This is a genomic window from Janibacter alkaliphilus, assembly GCF_013408565.1.
Lineage (GTDB): Bacteria > Actinomycetota > Actinomycetes > Actinomycetales > Dermatophilaceae > Janibacter > Janibacter alkaliphilus.
Window position 1 is genome coordinate 3,156,768 of the sequence record NZ_JACBZX010000001.1, and the last position, 15,848, is coordinate 3,172,615.

Below are 15,848 nucleotides of genomic sequence, written 5' to 3' on the forward strand. Positions count from 1 at the left end.
ATAAAGGCTCGGTCACCTCATAAGGCTTCTCCGGGGAGCGAGAGGTTCTCGGGTGCGGGTGCCGCCGAGGCACCTTCTCGTGGGCCCTCCGGCCGAGCTGGCGAAGGGGGCACCGCGACCGCACCGGAACGTCACCTCGTCCACAGCCGAGACCGACCGACCCGCCGTGCACGAGGCCGCTGACTACGCTGCCACCGTGCTGATCGCCGTCACCGCTGTCGCCGTGGGCCTCGCCGGCCTCGCGCTCGCCGGCACCTGGACGCGCACCGGCCGGTACCGCCGCGAGGACGAGACCGGCCCGCTGCCGCGGCACACCTGGGTCCTCGCCGCGACCCCGCTGATCGTCGCCGCGCTCGCGGTGGCCGCCGCGGACCAGCCCTGGGGGGTCGCTGCGGCGGCGATGCTGCTGGCCGCGGTCAGCCCCACCCTCGTCGCCGTCGACGCCGACGTGCACCGTCTGCCGAACGTCCTCACCCTGCCGCTCGCCCCGACGACGTGGGCGCTGCTCACGATGGCGGCGGCCACGACCGACCGGTGGCCCGACCTGCGCCGCGCCGGCCTGGCACTGCTCGTCCTGGGCGGCCTCTTCGTCCTGGCCAGCCTGCTCACCGGGTCGCGCGGGCTCGGCATGGGCGACGCCAAGCTGGTGCTCACCCTGGCCCCGCTGCTGGCCTGGTTCGGCTGGTCCCCGGTGCTCCTCGGCCTCTACGGCTCGTTCCTGCTCGGCGGCCTCGCCGCACTGGCCCTCGTGGCGACCCGACGGGCGGACCGCAGCACCCACCTCGCCTTCGGGCCCTACCTGCTCGTCGGCAGCCTGGTCACGCTGCTGCTCGTCAGCTGACCCGGGTCCCCTCGCTTCGTCTCTCCTTCGCATCGGTGGAGGTATCCCCACGCGCCAGAGCGCGCCCCATCACCTCCACCCGGGTGAAGGGCGACCCCGGTGGAGGTATCCCCACGCGCCAGAGCGCGCCCCATCACCTCCACCCGGGTGAAGGGCGTGCGGGTGGAGGTATCCCGACGCGCCAGAGCGCGCCCCATCACCTCCACCCGATCGAAGGGCGACCCCGGTGGAGGTGTCCGCACGCGCCAGAGCGCGCCCCATCACCTCCACCCGAGCGAAGGGCGGCGCATCACCTCCACCCACGACCCGCCCACGACAAGCCCCCTGCCCCGCGTCCCGGATGCCAAGACGCGCCGCACCCTGCACGACGGCCCGCCCAGACCTTGCTACTCTCCTGCACAGGTCATGAGCGCCAGCGCAAAGCCCCGGCTCGCTGGCCGGCAACCCTCCAACCGCGGTGGGGTGCTCCGGGTGACGACCAGGCCGTGCGTCGACCGTCGCGCGGCAAGCGCGGACTCGAGGTCACCGCCCGGGTCCGGTGAGGACCAGGAGAGACGCACATGTCAGTGGCCACCCAGACCCGCCCGCACCGCACCGAGGCTCCCCTGCTGCACGCCGTGACGGGCACCCCCGTCCCGGCCACCGTCGCCGCCGGGCTGCCCTGCGCGACCCTCGACGGGCGCACGGTGGAGCACGCCAACCTCGACCACGGCGCTTCCGCACCGGCGCTGACCGCGGTCAAGCAGGCCGTCGACACCGCCACCCGCAGCTACGCCTCGGTGCACCGCGGCAAGGGGCACGCCTCCCAGGTCTCCAGCCGCTACTACGAGGCGGCCCGCGAGGAGGTGGCCCGCTTCGTCGGCGCCCGCCCCGGCGACGAGGTGATCTTCACCCGGCAGACCACCGACGCCATGACCCTGCTCGCCGGGGCCCTGCCCGAGGGCACCGAGGTCGTCGTCTTCGACTCCGAGCACCACGCCTCGCTGCTGCCCTGGCCGGCCGGGCGCACCACCCGCCTGCCGGTCCCGCGCAGCGAGGACGCCGCCGCCGACGCGCTCGAGCGAGCGCTGCAGGCGCGGACCGACCGGCCCGTGCTGGTCGTCGTCACCGCCGCCTCGAACGTCACCGGCGAGCTGTGGCCGGTCCGCCGCCTGGCCGACCTCGCCCACGCCCACGGCGCCCGCATCGTCGTCGACGCGGCCCAGCTGGCCCCGCACCGCGCGGTGGACCTGACCGCGCTCGGCGCCGACTACCTCGCCTTCTCCGGCCACAAGGTCTATGCCCCCTACGGCACCGGCGTCCTCGTCGGTCGCGCCGACTGGCTGGACGCGGCGCCGCCCTACCTGCCCGGGGGCGGCGCCACGGCCGAGGTCGGCCCCAGCGGCGCCACCTGGCGCACCGGCGCGGCCCGGCACGAAGGGGGCAGCCCGAACGTCCTCGGCGCGGTCGCCCTGGCCGCCGCCTGCGCCACCTTCCGCCGCCACCGCGAGGCGATCGAGGCCCACGAGGCGCACCTCTTCGACGGGCTGGTCGACGCCCTGGAGGCGATCGACGGGGTCCGCACGTACAGCATCTTCTCGTCCGCGCAGCCGCGGGTGCCGGTGGTGACCTTCACGCTCGACGGGCTGCCCGCCGACCTCGTCGCCACCGCCCTCTCCCGGGAGCACGGCATCGGGGTGCGCGACGGCAAGTTCTGCGCGCACCCGCTGGTGACCGAGCTGCTCCAGGACCAGAGCGAAGGGGGCTGCGCCGGCCCGGTCGACGGCACCGGTGCCGGGACCGCCGTCCGGGTCAGCCTCGGCCTGGGCAACCGGCCCGAGCACGTCACCCGTCTCGTGGCCGCGATCCGCGAGCTCGCCGGCGCGGGCCCGCGCTGGGAGTACGCCCGCGGCGCGGACGGCACCTGGCAGCCGGTCGGCGTCGGTGCCGCCGAGGAGGCGCCGCTCCCCTGGTGACCCTCCCGGGCCCGACCCGCCCCACCAGCACCGACACCGCTGCGCCCCCGCCACCGAGGTGACGGGGGCGCAGCGGTGCGCGGGGCTCAGGCCTCGACGACCACCGGCAGGATCATCGGCCGGCGACGGATCTTGCCGCCGACCCAGCTGCCGACGGCGCGACGCACCACCTGCTGCAGCTGGTGGGGATCGGTGGTGCCCTTGGCGGCCGCATCCTCGATCGCCTTGACGATCTTCGGCCGCACCTGGTCGAAGATCTCCTCGCCCTCGGAGAAGCCGCGGGCGGTGATCTCCGGGCCGGCGACGATCTTCCCGGTGGTGGAGTCGACGACCACCATCACCGAGATGAAGCCCTCGTCGCGCAGGATGCGCCGGTCCTTGAGCAGGTCCTCGTCGGTCTCGCCGACGCTGGAGCCGTCGACGTAGACGTAGCCGCAGGGCACCGCGCCGGCCACCCGGGCCCGCCCGTCGACGAGGTCGACGACCACCCCGTCCTCGGCCAGCGGCACGTGGTCGGGGTGCACCCCGGTGGCGATCGCCAGGTCGCGGTTGGCCACCAGGTGGCGCCACTCGCCGTGCACCGGCATGACGTTCTTGGGCTGGACGACGTTGTAGATGTAGAGCAGCTCGCCGGCGCTGGCGTGCCCGGAGACGTGCACCCGGTCCGGCCCGCCGCTGTGCACGACGTGCGCACCGAGGCGCATCAGCCCGTTGATGACCCGCCACACCGAGCCCTCGTTGCCGGGGATCGGCGAGGACAGCAGCATGATCGTGTCGTCGACCCCGACGTCGATCCGGTGATCGCGGTTGGCCATCCGGTTCAGCGCGGCCATCGGCTCGCCCTGGCTGCCGGTGCAGATGAGCACGACCTTGTCGTCAGGCAGCTGGTCGAGCTGCTTGACGTCGACGAGCACCCCGTCGGGCACGTGCAGGTGCCCCAGCTCGGAGGCGATGCCCATGTTGCGGATCATCGAGCGGCCGACGAAGGCGACCTTGCGGCCCGCCTTCTCGGCGGCGTCGAGCACCTGCTGCACGCGGTGCACATGGCTGGAGAAGCAGGCGGCGATGATCCGCCGCTCGGCCCCGCGGAAGACCTTGTCGATCGCCTGCGAGATGTCCTTCTCCGGGGCGGTGAAGCCGGGCACGGTGGCGTTGGTGGAGTCGGTGAGGAAGAGGTCGACCCCCTCCTCGCCGGCCCGGGCGAAGGCGCGCAGGTCGGTGATCCGCCGGTCCAGCGGCAGCTGGTCCATCTTGAAGTCGCCGGTGTGCAGCAGGGTGCCGGCCGGGGTGCGGACGAAGACGGCCAGCGCGTCCGGGATCGAGTGGTTGACGGCGATGAACTCGCAGTCGAAGTTGCCGAAGACCTCCCGGCGCCCCTCGGCCACGCCGAGGGTGTAGGGGGTGATCTTGTGCTCCTTGAGCTTGGCCTCGACCAGGGCCAGGGTCAGCTGGGAGCCGACCAGCGGCAGGTCCGGCTTGAGCCGCAGCAGGTAGGGCACGGCGCCGATGTGGTCCTCGTGGCCGTGGGTGAGGATCACCGCCTGGATGTCGTCCAGCCGGTCCTCGATGTAGGAGAAGTCGGGGAGGATGAGGTCGACGCCGGGCTGGTGGTCGTCCGGGAAGAGGACGCCGCAGTCGACGATGAGCAGCTGGCCGCCCTGCTCGATGACCGTCATGTTGCGGCCGATCTCGCCGAGCCCGCCGAGCGGGACGACGCGGACGGCGTGCTTCGAGAGCTTGCGGGGGGTGCCGAGGTCGGGGTGCGGGTGGCTCATGCGGTCACCGCCAGGCCGGAGGCGGCCATCCCCTTCCGAAGGATCTCCAGGTGCTCCGGTGGTCCCTCGACCAGCGGCAGCCGGACCGTGGCGTGGTCGATCACCCCGAGCTCGACGAGCGCGGCCTTGGCCATGATCGCTCCCTGCGAGGTGGTCATCATCGCCTGGACCAGCGGCAGCAGGCGGGTGTGGATCTGGCGGGCGGTGGCCAGGTCGCCGCGCTCGGTGGCGGCGAGCAGCTCGACGTGCTCCCGGCCGGCCACATGGCCGGTGACCGAGACCATGCCGACCGCGCCGATCGCCAGCAGCGGCAGGGTGAGGGCGTCCTCGCCGGAGTAGATCAGGTGGTCGGTGCGGGCGAGCACCTCGGACGTCGCGGCGAGATCGCCCTTGGCGTCCTTGACCGCCTGGATCCGCGGGTGCGCGTCCAGCGCGACGAGGGTCTCGGTGGTGAAGGGGATGGCGGTGCGGCCGGGGATGTCGTAGAGCATCACCGGCAGGTCGGTGGCGTCGGCGACCGCGGTGCAGTGCGCGATCACCCCGGCCTGGGTGGGCTTGTTGTAGTAGGGCGTGACGAGCAGCAGCGAGCGCGCCCCGACGTCGGCGGAGCGGCGAGCCATCTCGACGCTGTGCCGGGTGTCGTTCGAGCCGACGCCGGCGACGACGGCGACCTGGTCACCGACCTCGTCGACGACCAGGCGCACCGCCTCGATGCTCTCGTCCTCGGTCAGGGTGGCCGACTCGCCGGTGGTGCCGTTGACGACGATGCCGTCGTGACCGGTCTCGACGAGGTGGCGAGCGACCGCGCGCACGCCCCCTTCGTCGACGGCACCGTCGGGGGTCATCGGGGTCACCATCGCTGTCGCGACGCGACCGAAGGGGGTGGTGTCAGGCATGCCCGGAGCGTATCGCCTGACCCTGAGGCCGCTGACCAGGCACCGCGGCGCGGCCGGGTAGATTCGCCGCATGCGTCAGTACCTCGAGCTGCTCGAGCACGTCCGAGACCACGGGGTGGAGAAGTCGGACCGCACCGGCACCGGCACCCGCAGCGTCTTCGGTCACCAGATGCGCTTCGACCTCACCGAGGGCTTCCCGGTGCTGACGACGAAGAAGCTGCACCTGCGCTCGATCATCGGCGAGCTGCTGTGGTTCCTGCGCGGCGACACCAACGTGCGCTGGCTGCAGGAGCGCGGCATCTCCATCTGGGACGAGTGGGCCGACGAGGACGGCGAGCTGGGCCCGGTCTATGGGCACCAGTGGCGCAGCTGGCCCACCCCCGACGGGCGGCACGTCGACCAGATCGCCAAGGTCATCGAGTCCATCCGGACGAACCCGGACAGCCGACGGCACATCGTCTCGGCGTGGAACGTGGCCGAGGTGGACCAGATGGCGCTGCCGCCGTGCCACAGCCTCTTCCAGTTCTACGTCGCCCCGCCCGCACCGGGGCAGGAGCGGGGCCGGCTGTCCTGCCAGCTCTACCAGCGCAGCGCCGACATCTTCCTCGGCGTCCCCTTCAACATCGCCTCCTACGCGCTGCTGACGATGCTCGTCGCCCAGCAGACCGACCTCGAGGTCGGCGACCTCGTGCACACCCTCGGGGACGCGCACCTCTACCTCAACCACCTCGAGCAGGCCGACCTGCAGCTCACCCGGCAGCCGCACCCGCTGCCGACCATGGAGATCGCCCCCCGGCCCAGCATCGACGCCTACGAGCTGGAGGACTTCCGGCTCGTCGGCTACGTCGCCGAGCCGGGCATCAAGGCCCCGATCGCGGTCTGAGGAGCGGGCATGCCAGCCGGACCGCGGATCACCCACATCGCCGCCCTCGGCCGCAACCGGGTCATCGGCGACGGAACCGGCATGCCCTGGCACCTGCCCGAGGACCTGCGCTGGTTCAAGCGCCAGACCATGGGCCACCCGATGATCATGGGCCGGCGCACCTTCGACTCGATGGGCGCGCTGCCCGGACGCCGCTCGATCGTCCTCAGCCGCGACCCCTCGCTCGCCCCGGCCGGGGAGCAGGTGCGGGTGACACGCAGCGTAGACGAAGCGCTGGCGCTGGCCGCCGACGGTGAAGGGGGCGACGAGGTCTTCGTCGTCGGTGGCGGCGAGATCTACCGGCAGACCCTGGAGCGGGCCGACCGGCTGCTGCTCACCGAGGTGGACCTGGCACCCGCCGGCTCGGTGACCTACCCGGAGCTCGACGAGGCGGTCTGGCCCGAGGTGCACCGCGAGCAGCGCGACGGCTTCGCCTGGGTGGAGCGGCGGCGCGCCGGCACGGGCTGACACAAGCCACAGGCTTCATCTGGGCGAAATGAAGATATGCTCTTCACATGAGCGAGATGAAGGCCGTCGCTGTCGCGACGCTCATCGGGGACGTCGTGGGATCGCGCCGCAGCCCCGACCGGGCCGCGCTGCACCGGCGCCTGACCGCAGCCCTCGCCGAGGTCGCGGCGGACGACGGGGTGCTGGAGCCGCCCCGGGTCACCGTGGGAGACGAGCTGCAGGCGACCTACGCCACCCTCGGGGCGGCCCTGCAGGCCACCTGGCGGCTGCGCGCCGCGCTCGCCCCGGAGGTCGACATGCGCTTCGGCCTGGGCTGGGGCCCGGTGACCGCCCTCGACGACGAGATCCAGGACGGGCCGGGCTGGTGGGACGCCCGCGAGGCGATCACCGCGGTGGCGCAGGAGCAGCGACAGCAGGCGTGGACCGGCCTGCGCACCGCCTACCGCAGCCGCGCCGACGACGCCCCCGACCCGGCCGCGGTCGACGCCGCCCTGCGCTGTCGGGACTACCTGGCAGGCTCGCTCGACGACCGCTCCCGACAGATCCTCGAGGGACTCATGGCAGGCCGTACCCAGTCCGACATCGCCGCCGAGCAGGGCATCTCGCCCTCCGCGGTCTCGCAGCGCTACCGGGGCGAGGTCGGGGTGCTGATGCAGGTGATCGCCTCGCTGGCGAGCGTGGGCGCCGGCACGGACGGCACCACCGCGCCCGGGCGGTCGACGGAGCCAGGCGCATGAGCGTCCTCGCCGTGCTGCTCGTCGGGGTCGGCCTGGCCGACCTGGTGCGCGCCGCGCTGGCCGCCCCGGACAGCCCGCCGGGCAGCGACGGCCAGGGCCGCCGCGGCTGGCTGGTCGCCACCGTCGTCGGGGTCGTGACGGTCCTCGCGCTCGCCGCGGCCGCCGGTCTGCTCGCCGTCGTCGGCGGTATCGCCCTGACCCTCCTGGCCGTCGTCTCGCTCGTCAGCTGGATGCTGCTCAGCCGCGCCGCCCTGGTCGGCGACGTCGGCCCGCGGGTACCCGGGTCCGTGGGCTACGTGCTGCCGCTCGCTGCCCTGGGCCTCGGCCTGGTGCTGCAGCTGGCGCTCGCCGGGTGGGCACCGCCGGTGGGCGGCTGGATCGACGGCTGGGCCCGGTGGGCAGACCTGCCCTGGGAGGTCGCGCCGGAGCAGGCGATGCTCGTGCTCGGCCTGGCCCTGGTGCAGCTGGCCACGGGCAACGTCGTCGTGCGGCTGGTGCTCGTCGCGACCGGGGCGATGGAGGCGGCGCCCTCGGTCGACGGGGCCGATCAGGAGCTGCGCGGCGGGCGGCTCCTCGGACCGCTGGAGCGCCTCTTCATCCTCGGCCTGGGGCTGGCCGGCGAGGTCACCGCGGCCGGTCTGGTCATCGCCGCCAAGGGTCTGATCCGGTGGCCGGAGCTGCGCGCGCACCCCTCCCCCGGAGCCGGGTCCAGCGACCGGCCGGACGATACCGCGGCGGGGCCGAGCGGCATCGACAAGGTCACCGAGTACTTCCTCGTCGGCAGCTTCGTCAGCTGGCTGGTGGCGCTGACCGCTCTCGCGCTCGCCTCCTGAGCCACACCGCCACCGCGGCGACGATCACGCCGAGCCCGAGGGGTTGATCCCAGGCGCCACGCGCGAAGGGGCCGCCGTCCGTCGCGACCTGCCCCGGCGTCTGCGGCGTCGTCTCGCTGCCACCGTCACCGGCGGTCCCCGTCGGCTCGCCCGTCCCGACGCCACCTCTGTCGCCACCAGCGCTGGCCGCGCCGTCGTCGCTGCCCGAGCCGCCACCAGCGCTGCCCGAGCCGTCGCCGTTGCCCGCCCCATCGTCACTGCCAGCGCCGTCTCCGTTGCCTGCACCGTCTCCGCTGCCCACGCCGTCGCCGTCGCCGTCACCGTCGCCGTCGCCGTCCCCGTCGCCGTCACCGTCGCCGGATCCGGGCTGCACGCACGGGGTGCCCGTCTGTCCCGGAGCCAGCCGCACCTCCATGCCCAGCGTGACCGACTCCCGCTCGCTGATGTTGCCCGAGGTGCTCGGCAGCTCGACCGAGACCGGGATCGGACGCCGCTCCCCCGGAGCCAGCGGTCCGGTCGTCAGCAGCCGGCAGCCGTCCGGCTGCTCGGCGGGCACGCTCACTCCGGACACCCGGACCCGGAAGGTGTCGTCCTCCGCCGTGCCCGCCGGGAGCGAGGTGGTCACGCCACGGGTGATGACGCTCAGGGTCGTGGTCTCGTCGGAGTCGTTGCGCACCCAGAGGTCTGCCCGGGTCGATCCCCCGGGGACGATCCGCGCGTCCTCGTCGAGCAGCGACCCCGACAGGGAGGGCGCCCAGGTCTGACCGTCGCGGGAGAGCAGGAGGTTGGGCTCGGCCGCCGCCGCCGGTGGCGCGAGCAGCACCATCGCCCCCACGGCTCCGAGCAGCTCAGTCCGCATCGTCGCTCACCGCCTGGTGCCGGCGGCGGTCCCGGGCCGCGGACCCGAGGTTCCACAGCGCGTAGGCGAAGAGGGCCACGGCCAGCCCGGTCGCCAGGAGACCCTTGCGCTCGGCGTCCATGCTGGAGGCGACGTGCCCGATCCACGGCACGTGGTAGCGGACGACGCCGCGGGCCTGCTGCTGGCCGATCTCGGTCTCGTCCGGAGTCTCGTTGGCGTCGCCCTGGGTGGTGTACCGGGGCTTCCCGTCCGTGCCGTAGGAGACCTCGACGACCCGGTGGGTGACCAGGGTCGGGTCGTCCGGGTACGGCATGAAGGTGATCGTGGTGCCGACCCCGATCTTCTCCTCGGCCTCCTCGACCGTCTCGACGGGCTCGACAAAGACCTGGCTGCCGGCCGGGTAGGTCGGCTCCATCGAGCCCGACAGGATCGTCAGCGGCACGTAGCCGCGGGCGCGCGGGTAGGCCACCGTGACGACGAGGACGAGGCAGAGGACGACGAGCAGCACGAGGAGCGGCCACCGCAGGACCCTGCCGAGCGCACCAGGGCGTCGGCCGTCCTCGGTCCCCGGCTCGGAGGGCGTCGTCGAGGTCATGGCATGTTGTGCGGGCCGGCGTCCGGGTTCTGCAGCGGCGTGTGGCACTGCCACCGCCAGAGGAAGCCGAAGAGCCTGACCGCCTCGGCCCGGGCGATCCACGACGACTCGACGTAGCGGGACTTGTCGCCGGCGAAGGGGTAGCCGCGCAGCTTGAAGCTGCGGATGACGTTGAAGTTGTTGTCGATGTCGCCGGCATAGAGACCGGCGATGCTGCGCTCGCTGCCGGAGGCGACCGAGTCCCACACCTCCCAGCCGCCGTTGGAGGTCTGGCGCATGATGTCCCAGCCCCCGGCCATGGCAGGCGTCGCGACCGGGTTCACGTAGCTGTCGGTCGGCGCATCCGGCCAGCCCCAGAAGAACCCGCCGTAGTACCCGCTGCCTGACGGGGCGCCGGAGGGGTAGGTGGTCCGGCAGACGTCGGAGGTGGCCGGGGTGACCGGCGACGGCATCGCCAGGCGGTACCGGCTCGTGACGGTCTGCTCCGGCGAGGCCCAGGTAGCCGGCGCCTCCGAGCGCTGGCCGACGACGGTGGTGATGTCCAGGGCGCGACCGGCGTGGTTGAGCAGCAGGGAGCGCTGGCCCGCGGTCGTGTCGGTGTTGTAGCCGTGCCGCACCTGCGGGCACAGGGTCTGGCTGCCCTGGGGGGCCAGGGTGGCGCCGGCCACCTTCGTCGAGGGCCGGGTGTAGGTGGTGCCGTCGGTGATGCTGCCCTGGCCCCGTGCCTGCCAGTAGCTGGACTGCGAGCCGGTGCCGCAGGCACCGGTGCCGATGGTGTAGTCGAGCGCGGTCTGGTTCAGGATGGTGTTGCTGTCGCCGCCCACGACCTTGGTGACGCGAGTGCTCTTCACGTCGACCCAGCTGGAGTGCCGCGTCGACCGGTTGCTCAGGGTGATCGCGGCCGAGCTCTTCCAGGCCGCGCCCGGGCAGGTCGGCGTGACCCCGTCGGGGACGTTCGTCGCGGTCATCGCGAAGGTGTCCGAGCTCGGTCCCGTGACCTGAGAGGACGCCGTGTCGCGCCACTGCGCCTCGGTGCCCCCGGACGGGCCGAGGGTCACGACGAGGCCGCCGGCGAGCGCCACCGCGGCGGCGGTGGTCAAGGTGCGGCTGCGCGCCACGGGCCCTCCTCAGGTCTGGGTGAAGGTGAAGCTGACGGTGCCGTCGTAGAGCTGCTGGCTGGTCAGCGCGCTGCCCCAGGCGGTACCGGAGCGCGACGGCGGCACGGTGATCGCCGCGCGGACGGTGTACGTCCCGAGGCCCTGGCCGGAGGCGACCGACACCGGGAAGGTGGCGGTCGACCCGGTGACCGGGCCCCCGGAGGGTGGTGTGGTCGTCGTGCTCGTGGTGGCGCTGCCGCTGAGCTGCGACAGCGATGCCGAGGTGAGCCCGCGGGCGTCCATCTGCATCGTGCCGGTGAGGTTGTCCCCGGTGGCGGTGAGCGTGGCCCGCTCGATGACCACGACCCGGTCCCCGGGGATGAGGGCCTCCCGCGCGATCGTGCCGGTGATGACGCGACACTCGGTGAACCCCGCGTCGGGCGTGCATCCCGTGGACGAGGCGTAGGTGCGCGAGCCGACCGGCTGCCGCGAGTGCAGCTCGGCGCGCGAGGGCTCGCTCGTCGTGCTGACGCCGCCGGAGGTGATCGTGCCCGGCTCGCGCTCGACCCGGTCCACCCAAGAGGCGCTCGTGCTGCCGGTGCCCGTGAGCACGACCAGCCCGAGCGCCGCGGCCGCGGCGGCTCGGACCAGCCGGGCTGACGGGCTCACCGGGATCAAGGGTTCGGCGTCTGGACCAGCGAGATCTCCATCGAGCTCAGGTCGAGGGAGGTGTCCTCGCCGCCGTCGGGGTCGGTGACGGTGCCCTCGCCGAACGGCATCTCGATGCGCACGACGGCGTCGAAGGACTCCCCGCTGTTGTCCGGGGTCAGGGTCTGCGTCGCCGCGCCGTCGAGGGTGGCGATGGTCGTGACGAAGTCGGCGAGCTCACCGGTGGCGGTGGACAGGTCGCTCTCGAGCTCGGCCTCGAGGTTGTCGCCGACGAGGTCCTGGGTGATCGTCGCGCGGTACTCGATGGTGTCACCCGGGACGACGCGGAAGGTGCTGGCGTCGAGCTCGGTGTCGTCGCCGGTGGCCGTGGTGCCCTTGGTGTCGTACCAGGTCCCGGCGCTCACCTCCATGTCGAGGTGACCGGCGGTCACGGTGCCGCCGTCGAGGTTCTCCGACTCGCTCCACTGAGCGAAGGTGCCGCCGGCAGCAGTGAGCAGGACGATCCCCGCGCCCACGGCGACGACGGACTTGGTGTTTCGGGACATGGCCATGTGGCGCACTCTTCGGGTTCGGGGGCACCTGCCCCGCGTGGTGATGGTGTTCGGGATCCGGAGATGACATGGATCGACGACCCGAAGGGCTGCGCTGCAGCCCGTCCTCCCTGCCCAGGGATTTACTGGGCGGTGTTCAACTACTCTTGCCTATTCGCGACCTGGCGGCCCGCGGCCTGCCTGCTCATGACCTGGCTAGCCCGCGTCGACCGGCAGCCAGGCGATGGCCGGCTCGGCCAGGCTGCCCAGCCACACCCGCCCGTCCTGCTCCCGCACCCCGGTGGCCATGTGCCAGCCGGCGGCGTCGGCACCCAGGTCGTGCACCACCGTGCCGCCGGCGTCCACGGCCACCACCCGGACGCTGCGGCGGGGTCGGGGCTTGGCCACCTGCGGCACCCGGCGCGCCAGCGTCCGCACCAGCCCCGGCGAGCGCTGCAGCATCCCGAGCGCCGGGTCGGGCGGGGCCGCGACCGTCACCCACACCAGCCCGTCGCTGCCGCGGCTGATGTTGTCCGGGTAGCCGGGCAGGTCGGCGCAGAGCAGCCCGCCGTCGCTCGGGGCGCTCGACCGACCGGCCTGCCCGGGCTCGTGACCGGCCAGCGGACGACCGTCGACCAGACCCACCCGCCGCACCCGGCGCAGCGCCGTCTCGGCGACGTAGACGGCCGACTCGTCGGCCGCCAGGGCGACGCCGTTGGCGAAGGCGAGCCCGTCCAGGACGGTCTCGACGTGCCCGGTCGGGCTGCGCCGCAGCAGCCGACCGGTGCACGTGTGCTGCATGAGGTCGTCCTCCCACTGCTCGATGCCGAAGCGGCGGGAGGAGTCGGTGAACCAGATCGTCCCGTCCTCGGCCGCGGCGGCGTTGTTGACGAAGCGCAGCGGCACCCCGTCGACCTCGGTCACCAGCTCTTCGAGATGACCGTCGTCGGGCCGCACGGCGAGCAGCCCGCGCCGGGCGTCGCAGACCAGCAGCCGGCCGTCGGGCAGCCACTCCAGGCCCAGCGGACGTCCGCCGGTGCGCACCACCCGGCGGGTCCCGGCCCCCTCGGGGTCCACGGCGTGGATGCACCCGTCGGCGGTACCGGTCCAGACGGTGCCGTCCCCGGCGACGAGCACGTCCTCGGCGCCCGGCCCGGGCACCCCGAGCACGGTGAGCGGACGGGTGACGGGCGAGCAGACGGCCATGACACCAGCCTATGCGGGCCGCCCGGGACCGTCCTGAGGAACGCGGAACGTCCCACCTATGCTGGCGGCGTGCCCATCCGAACCAGCACCGACGCCGCGGTCACGACGATCACCATCGAGCGGCCCGAGCGCCGCGGGGCCCTCAACCTCGCCCACCTCGAGGAGCTCGACGCCGCGGTCCGGCAGGCGGTCGCGGACGGTGCCCGGGCGCTGGTGCTGACCGGCAGCGACGGGCACTTCTGCGCCGGCGCCGACCTCACCGAGCTCGAGGACGTCTCCTTCACCGTCCGCCTCGGCGAGGTGCTGCAGCACCTGGCCTCGCTCCCGATCACGACGGTGGCCGCCATCTCCGGCTCGTGCATGGGCCTGGGCATGCAGCTCGCCCTGGCCTGCGATCTGCGGGTCGTCGCCGACGGGTCCCGCTTCGCCGTGCCGGTCGCCCGCCTCGGGCTGATGGTCGACCGGTGGACCCTGGACCGGCTGCGGCGGCACGTCGGCGAGGGCACCGCCCGGGCGATGGTGCTCACCGCCGAGGTGCTCGACGCCGACGACGCCTGGCGCCTGGGGCTGACCCAGCGTCGCGGCGACCTGGGCAGCGCCCAGGAGCTGGCCGCGCGAGCGGTCCCGCTGGCGCCGCTGACCCAGTCCGGCTCCAAGCGGGGGCTCGACCTCGCCGACGGCGAGGACGGTCGGGCCTACGAGGAGGCCTTCGCCGCCGCCTGGGCCAGCGAGGACCTCGCCGAGGGCCGGGCCGCCTTCGCCGAGCGCCGCTCCCCCACCTTCCGCGGCCGCTGATGGCACCGCACGCCGACGCCAGCGTCCGCGGCGCCACCGAGAACGACGCCCCGGCCGTCGGGCTGGTCCAGGCGCTGGTGTGGCAGGAGGCCTACGACGGGGTGGTGCCCCCGGAGGTGCACGCCGCCTTCGAGCCGCAGTCCTTCGCCACCGCCTGGCGGGAGTCATTGCGCCGGCCACCGGAAGGGGTGCACCGGCTGCTCGTGGCCTGCGCCGGCGAGCAGGTCGTCGGCTTCGCGGCGATCGGCCCGAGCCAGGACCCGGACGCCTCGCCGGCCACCGGCGAGATCACCGCGATGGGCGTGCACCCGCAGGCCCGGCGGCAGGGGCACGGCTCCCGCCTGCTCAACGCCGCCGTCGACCTGCTGCGCGAGGCCGGGGCCGAGCACGTCGCCGCCTGGACCCTGGCCCGGCACGAAGGGGTGCGCGCCTTCCTCGGCGGCGCCGGGCTCACCCCGGACGGCGCCTACCGCGACCGGGTGGTCTCGCCGGAGGGCGCCACGGCCCGCGAGGTGCGGCTCGTCGCCACCCTCGACGCGCCCACGCAGGAGTGACCGGCCGGTCCGCGCAGCAGCGGGCCAGGCTCAGATCCCGAGGTAGTGCTCCAGCCCCACGGTCACGCCGGGGTGCGCGCCCACCTCGCGGATGCCGGTGAGCACCCCGGGCATGAAGGAGACCCGGTCGAAGGAGTCGTGCCGGATCGTCAGCTGCTCCCCCTCGCCGCCGAGCAGCACCTCCTGGTGAGCCACCAGGCCGCGCAGCCGCACCGCGTGCACCGGCACGCCGTGCACCAGGGCACCGCGCGCCCCGTCCGGGTCGTCGGTGGTGGCGTCCGGGACCTCGCCGAGGCCGGCCTCGGCGCGTGCCTGGCCGATCATCTCGGCGGTGCGCGCGGCGGTGCCGCTGGGGGCGTCCACCTTGCGCGGGTGGTGCAGCTCGACGACCTCGACCGACTCGTAGAAGCGCGCCGCCTGCTGCGCGAACTGCATCATGAGCACCGCCCCGATGGCGAAGTTGGGCGCGATGAGCACGCCCACCTCGGGCCGCTCGGCGAGCTGCTCGCGCAGCGCCGAGAGCTTCTCCTCACCCCAGCCGCTGGTCCCGACGACGACGTGCACCCCCTGGCGCACGCAGCGGGCGACGTTGCCGGGGCTGACGTCCGGGACGGTGAAGTCGACGGCGACCTGGGCGCCGCCGAGGTCGCCGAGGTCGTCCCCCTCGTCGAACCGGGCCACCAGCTCGGTGCCCGGGGCGGCCTCGACCGCCTCGCAGACCGTCGCACCCATGCGCCCGCCGGCGCCGATCACTGCCACCTGGATCGTCATGACGCCACTCTAGTGAGCCCGGACCCACCCCCTCGGCACGCGCCCGGCTGCCCGGCGGAGAGCCCGCCTCAGCGGACGGGCACCCGGCAGGACACGCCGAGCGATCCCGGCGGTGTTCACCTTTCGTTCACCTTGGTGCTAGTCTTTGGTGAACGGAAGATGAACAGGAGGTGTCCACCATGACTGTCACCACGCTTCGTACGCCCCAGCGCTCCGAGCGGCTCACGCTCACCTGGGTGCCCGTCCGCGGTGCGGACGGCCGGACCCGCATGGAGATGCGCTGGACCGACAACACCCGTCGCGCCAGCCGTCGCTCGGCCGCCTGACCACGGATCGTCGGCAGCA

General features: G+C 73.7%; 18 protein-coding genes and 1 riboswitch. Of the genes, 9 read left to right on the forward strand and 9 right to left on the reverse strand.

Annotated features, from left to right (window positions below; all coding sequences use genetic code 11):
• Nucleotides 1–196: 196 nt before the first annotated feature.
• Both BJY28_RS14950 and BJY28_RS14955 read left to right on the forward strand, forming a co-directional pair.
• Nucleotides 197–841, forward strand: coding sequence for a prepilin peptidase (locus tag BJY28_RS14950; protein WP_179463699.1), 645 nt, complete (start codon nt 197–199; stop codon nt 839–841).
• Nucleotides 842–1,242: 401 nt separating this feature from the next.
• Nucleotides 1,243–1,358: riboswitch (SAM riboswitch) on the forward strand.
• A gap of 43 nt (nt 1,359–1,401) precedes the next feature.
• Nucleotides 1,402–2,796, forward strand: a complete 1,395-nt coding sequence (locus BJY28_RS14955) for an aminotransferase class V-fold PLP-dependent enzyme (RefSeq protein WP_179463700.1) — start codon at nt 1,402–1,404, stop codon at nt 2,794–2,796.
• Between the two features lie 86 nt (nt 2,797–2,882).
• Here BJY28_RS14955 and BJY28_RS14960 read toward each other — a convergent pair whose 3' ends face one another.
• Nucleotides 2,883–4,571 carry a ribonuclease J gene (locus tag BJY28_RS14960; protein WP_179463701.1) on the reverse strand — a complete coding sequence of 563 codons (1,689 nt, stop codon included), beginning with the start codon at nt 4,569–4,571 and terminating at the stop codon, nt 2,883–2,885.
• On the reverse strand, nt 4,568–5,467 hold the full coding sequence (dapA, locus tag BJY28_RS14965; protein WP_179463702.1) for a 4-hydroxy-tetrahydrodipicolinate synthase: 900 nt from the start codon (nt 5,465–5,467) through the stop codon (nt 4,568–4,570). The genes BJY28_RS14960 and dapA overlap by 4 nt, the downstream gene beginning before the upstream one ends.
• A gap of 70 nt (nt 5,468–5,537) precedes the next feature.
• Between dapA and BJY28_RS14970 the strand changes: the two genes are divergently transcribed.
• The 4 genes from BJY28_RS14970 to BJY28_RS14985 are packed head-to-tail and all read left to right on the forward strand — an operon-like array spanning nt 5,538 to nt 8,427.
• Nucleotides 5,538–6,350, forward strand: coding sequence for a thymidylate synthase (locus BJY28_RS14970; RefSeq protein WP_179463703.1), 813 nt, complete (start codon nt 5,538–5,540; stop codon nt 6,348–6,350).
• 9 nt (nt 6,351–6,359) lie between these two features.
• Nucleotides 6,360–6,857 carry a dihydrofolate reductase gene (locus tag BJY28_RS14975; RefSeq protein WP_179463704.1) on the forward strand — a complete coding sequence of 166 codons (498 nt, stop codon included), beginning with the start codon at nt 6,360–6,362 and terminating at the stop codon, nt 6,855–6,857.
• Nucleotides 6,858–6,904: 47 nt separating this feature from the next.
• Nucleotides 6,905–7,594 (forward strand): SatD family protein, encoded by a 690-nt coding sequence (locus BJY28_RS14980; RefSeq protein ID WP_179463705.1) that lies wholly within the window; start codon nt 6,905–6,907, stop codon nt 7,592–7,594.
• Entirely contained in the window at nt 7,591–8,427 is an 837-nt protein-coding gene (locus tag BJY28_RS14985) for a hypothetical protein (RefSeq protein WP_179463706.1), read from the forward strand. The genes BJY28_RS14980 and BJY28_RS14985 overlap by 4 nt, the downstream gene beginning before the upstream one ends.
• Here BJY28_RS14985 and BJY28_RS14990 read toward each other — a convergent pair.
• The 6 genes from BJY28_RS14990 to BJY28_RS15015 form a co-directional block, all read right to left on the reverse strand.
• Entirely contained in the window at nt 8,384–9,286 is a 903-nt protein-coding gene (locus BJY28_RS14990; protein WP_179463707.1) for a hypothetical protein, read from the reverse strand. The genes BJY28_RS14985 and BJY28_RS14990 overlap by 44 nt on opposite strands.
• Nucleotides 9,276–9,881, reverse strand: coding sequence for a signal peptidase I (locus tag BJY28_RS14995; RefSeq protein ID WP_179463708.1), 606 nt, complete (start codon nt 9,879–9,881; stop codon nt 9,276–9,278). The genes BJY28_RS14990 and BJY28_RS14995 overlap by 11 nt, the downstream gene beginning before the upstream one ends.
• On the reverse strand, nt 9,878–10,999 hold the full coding sequence (locus tag BJY28_RS15000) for a hypothetical protein (RefSeq protein WP_179463709.1): 1,122 nt from the start codon (nt 10,997–10,999) through the stop codon (nt 9,878–9,880). Before BJY28_RS15000 ends, BJY28_RS14995 begins: the two co-directional genes overlap by 4 nt.
• A 9-nt stretch (nt 11,000–11,008) precedes the next feature.
• Nucleotides 11,009–11,647, reverse strand: coding sequence for a hypothetical protein (locus tag BJY28_RS15005; protein ID WP_179463710.1), 639 nt, complete (start codon nt 11,645–11,647; stop codon nt 11,009–11,011).
• A gap of 5 nt (nt 11,648–11,652) precedes the next feature.
• Complete coding sequence (locus BJY28_RS15010; protein WP_179463711.1) at nt 11,653–12,198, reverse strand: alternate-type signal peptide domain-containing protein; 546 nt, start codon at nt 12,196–12,198, stop codon at nt 11,653–11,655.
• Nucleotides 12,199–12,393: 195 nt separating this feature from the next.
• Nucleotides 12,394–13,383, reverse strand: coding sequence for an SMP-30/gluconolactonase/LRE family protein (locus BJY28_RS15015; RefSeq protein WP_179463712.1), 990 nt, complete (start codon nt 13,381–13,383; stop codon nt 12,394–12,396).
• Nucleotides 13,384–13,452: 69 nt separating this feature from the next.
• Between BJY28_RS15015 and BJY28_RS15020 the strand changes: the two genes are divergently transcribed.
• A complete protein-coding gene (locus BJY28_RS15020) occupies nt 13,453–14,178 on the forward strand; it encodes an enoyl-CoA hydratase-related protein (RefSeq protein ID WP_179463713.1) in 726 nt (241 codons plus the stop codon).
• Nucleotides 14,178–14,732: a GNAT family N-acetyltransferase gene (locus BJY28_RS15025; RefSeq protein WP_179463714.1), complete on the forward strand. Its 555-nt coding sequence runs from the start codon at nt 14,178–14,180 to the stop codon at nt 14,730–14,732. Before BJY28_RS15020 ends, BJY28_RS15025 begins: the two co-directional genes overlap by 1 nt.
• A gap of 30 nt (nt 14,733–14,762) precedes the next feature.
• On the opposite strand, the gene dapB is transcribed toward BJY28_RS15025, so the two are convergent.
• Entirely contained in the window at nt 14,763–15,503 is a 741-nt protein-coding gene (dapB, locus tag BJY28_RS15030) for a 4-hydroxy-tetrahydrodipicolinate reductase (RefSeq protein WP_179463715.1), read from the reverse strand.
• Nucleotides 15,504–15,682: 179 nt separating this feature from the next.
• On the opposite strand from dapB, the gene BJY28_RS15035 reads away from it, so the two are divergent.
• Nucleotides 15,683–15,829 carry a hypothetical protein gene (locus BJY28_RS15035; RefSeq protein WP_179463716.1) on the forward strand — a complete coding sequence of 49 codons (147 nt, stop codon included), beginning with the start codon at nt 15,683–15,685 and terminating at the stop codon, nt 15,827–15,829.
• Nucleotides 15,830–15,848 lie beyond the last annotated feature (19 nt).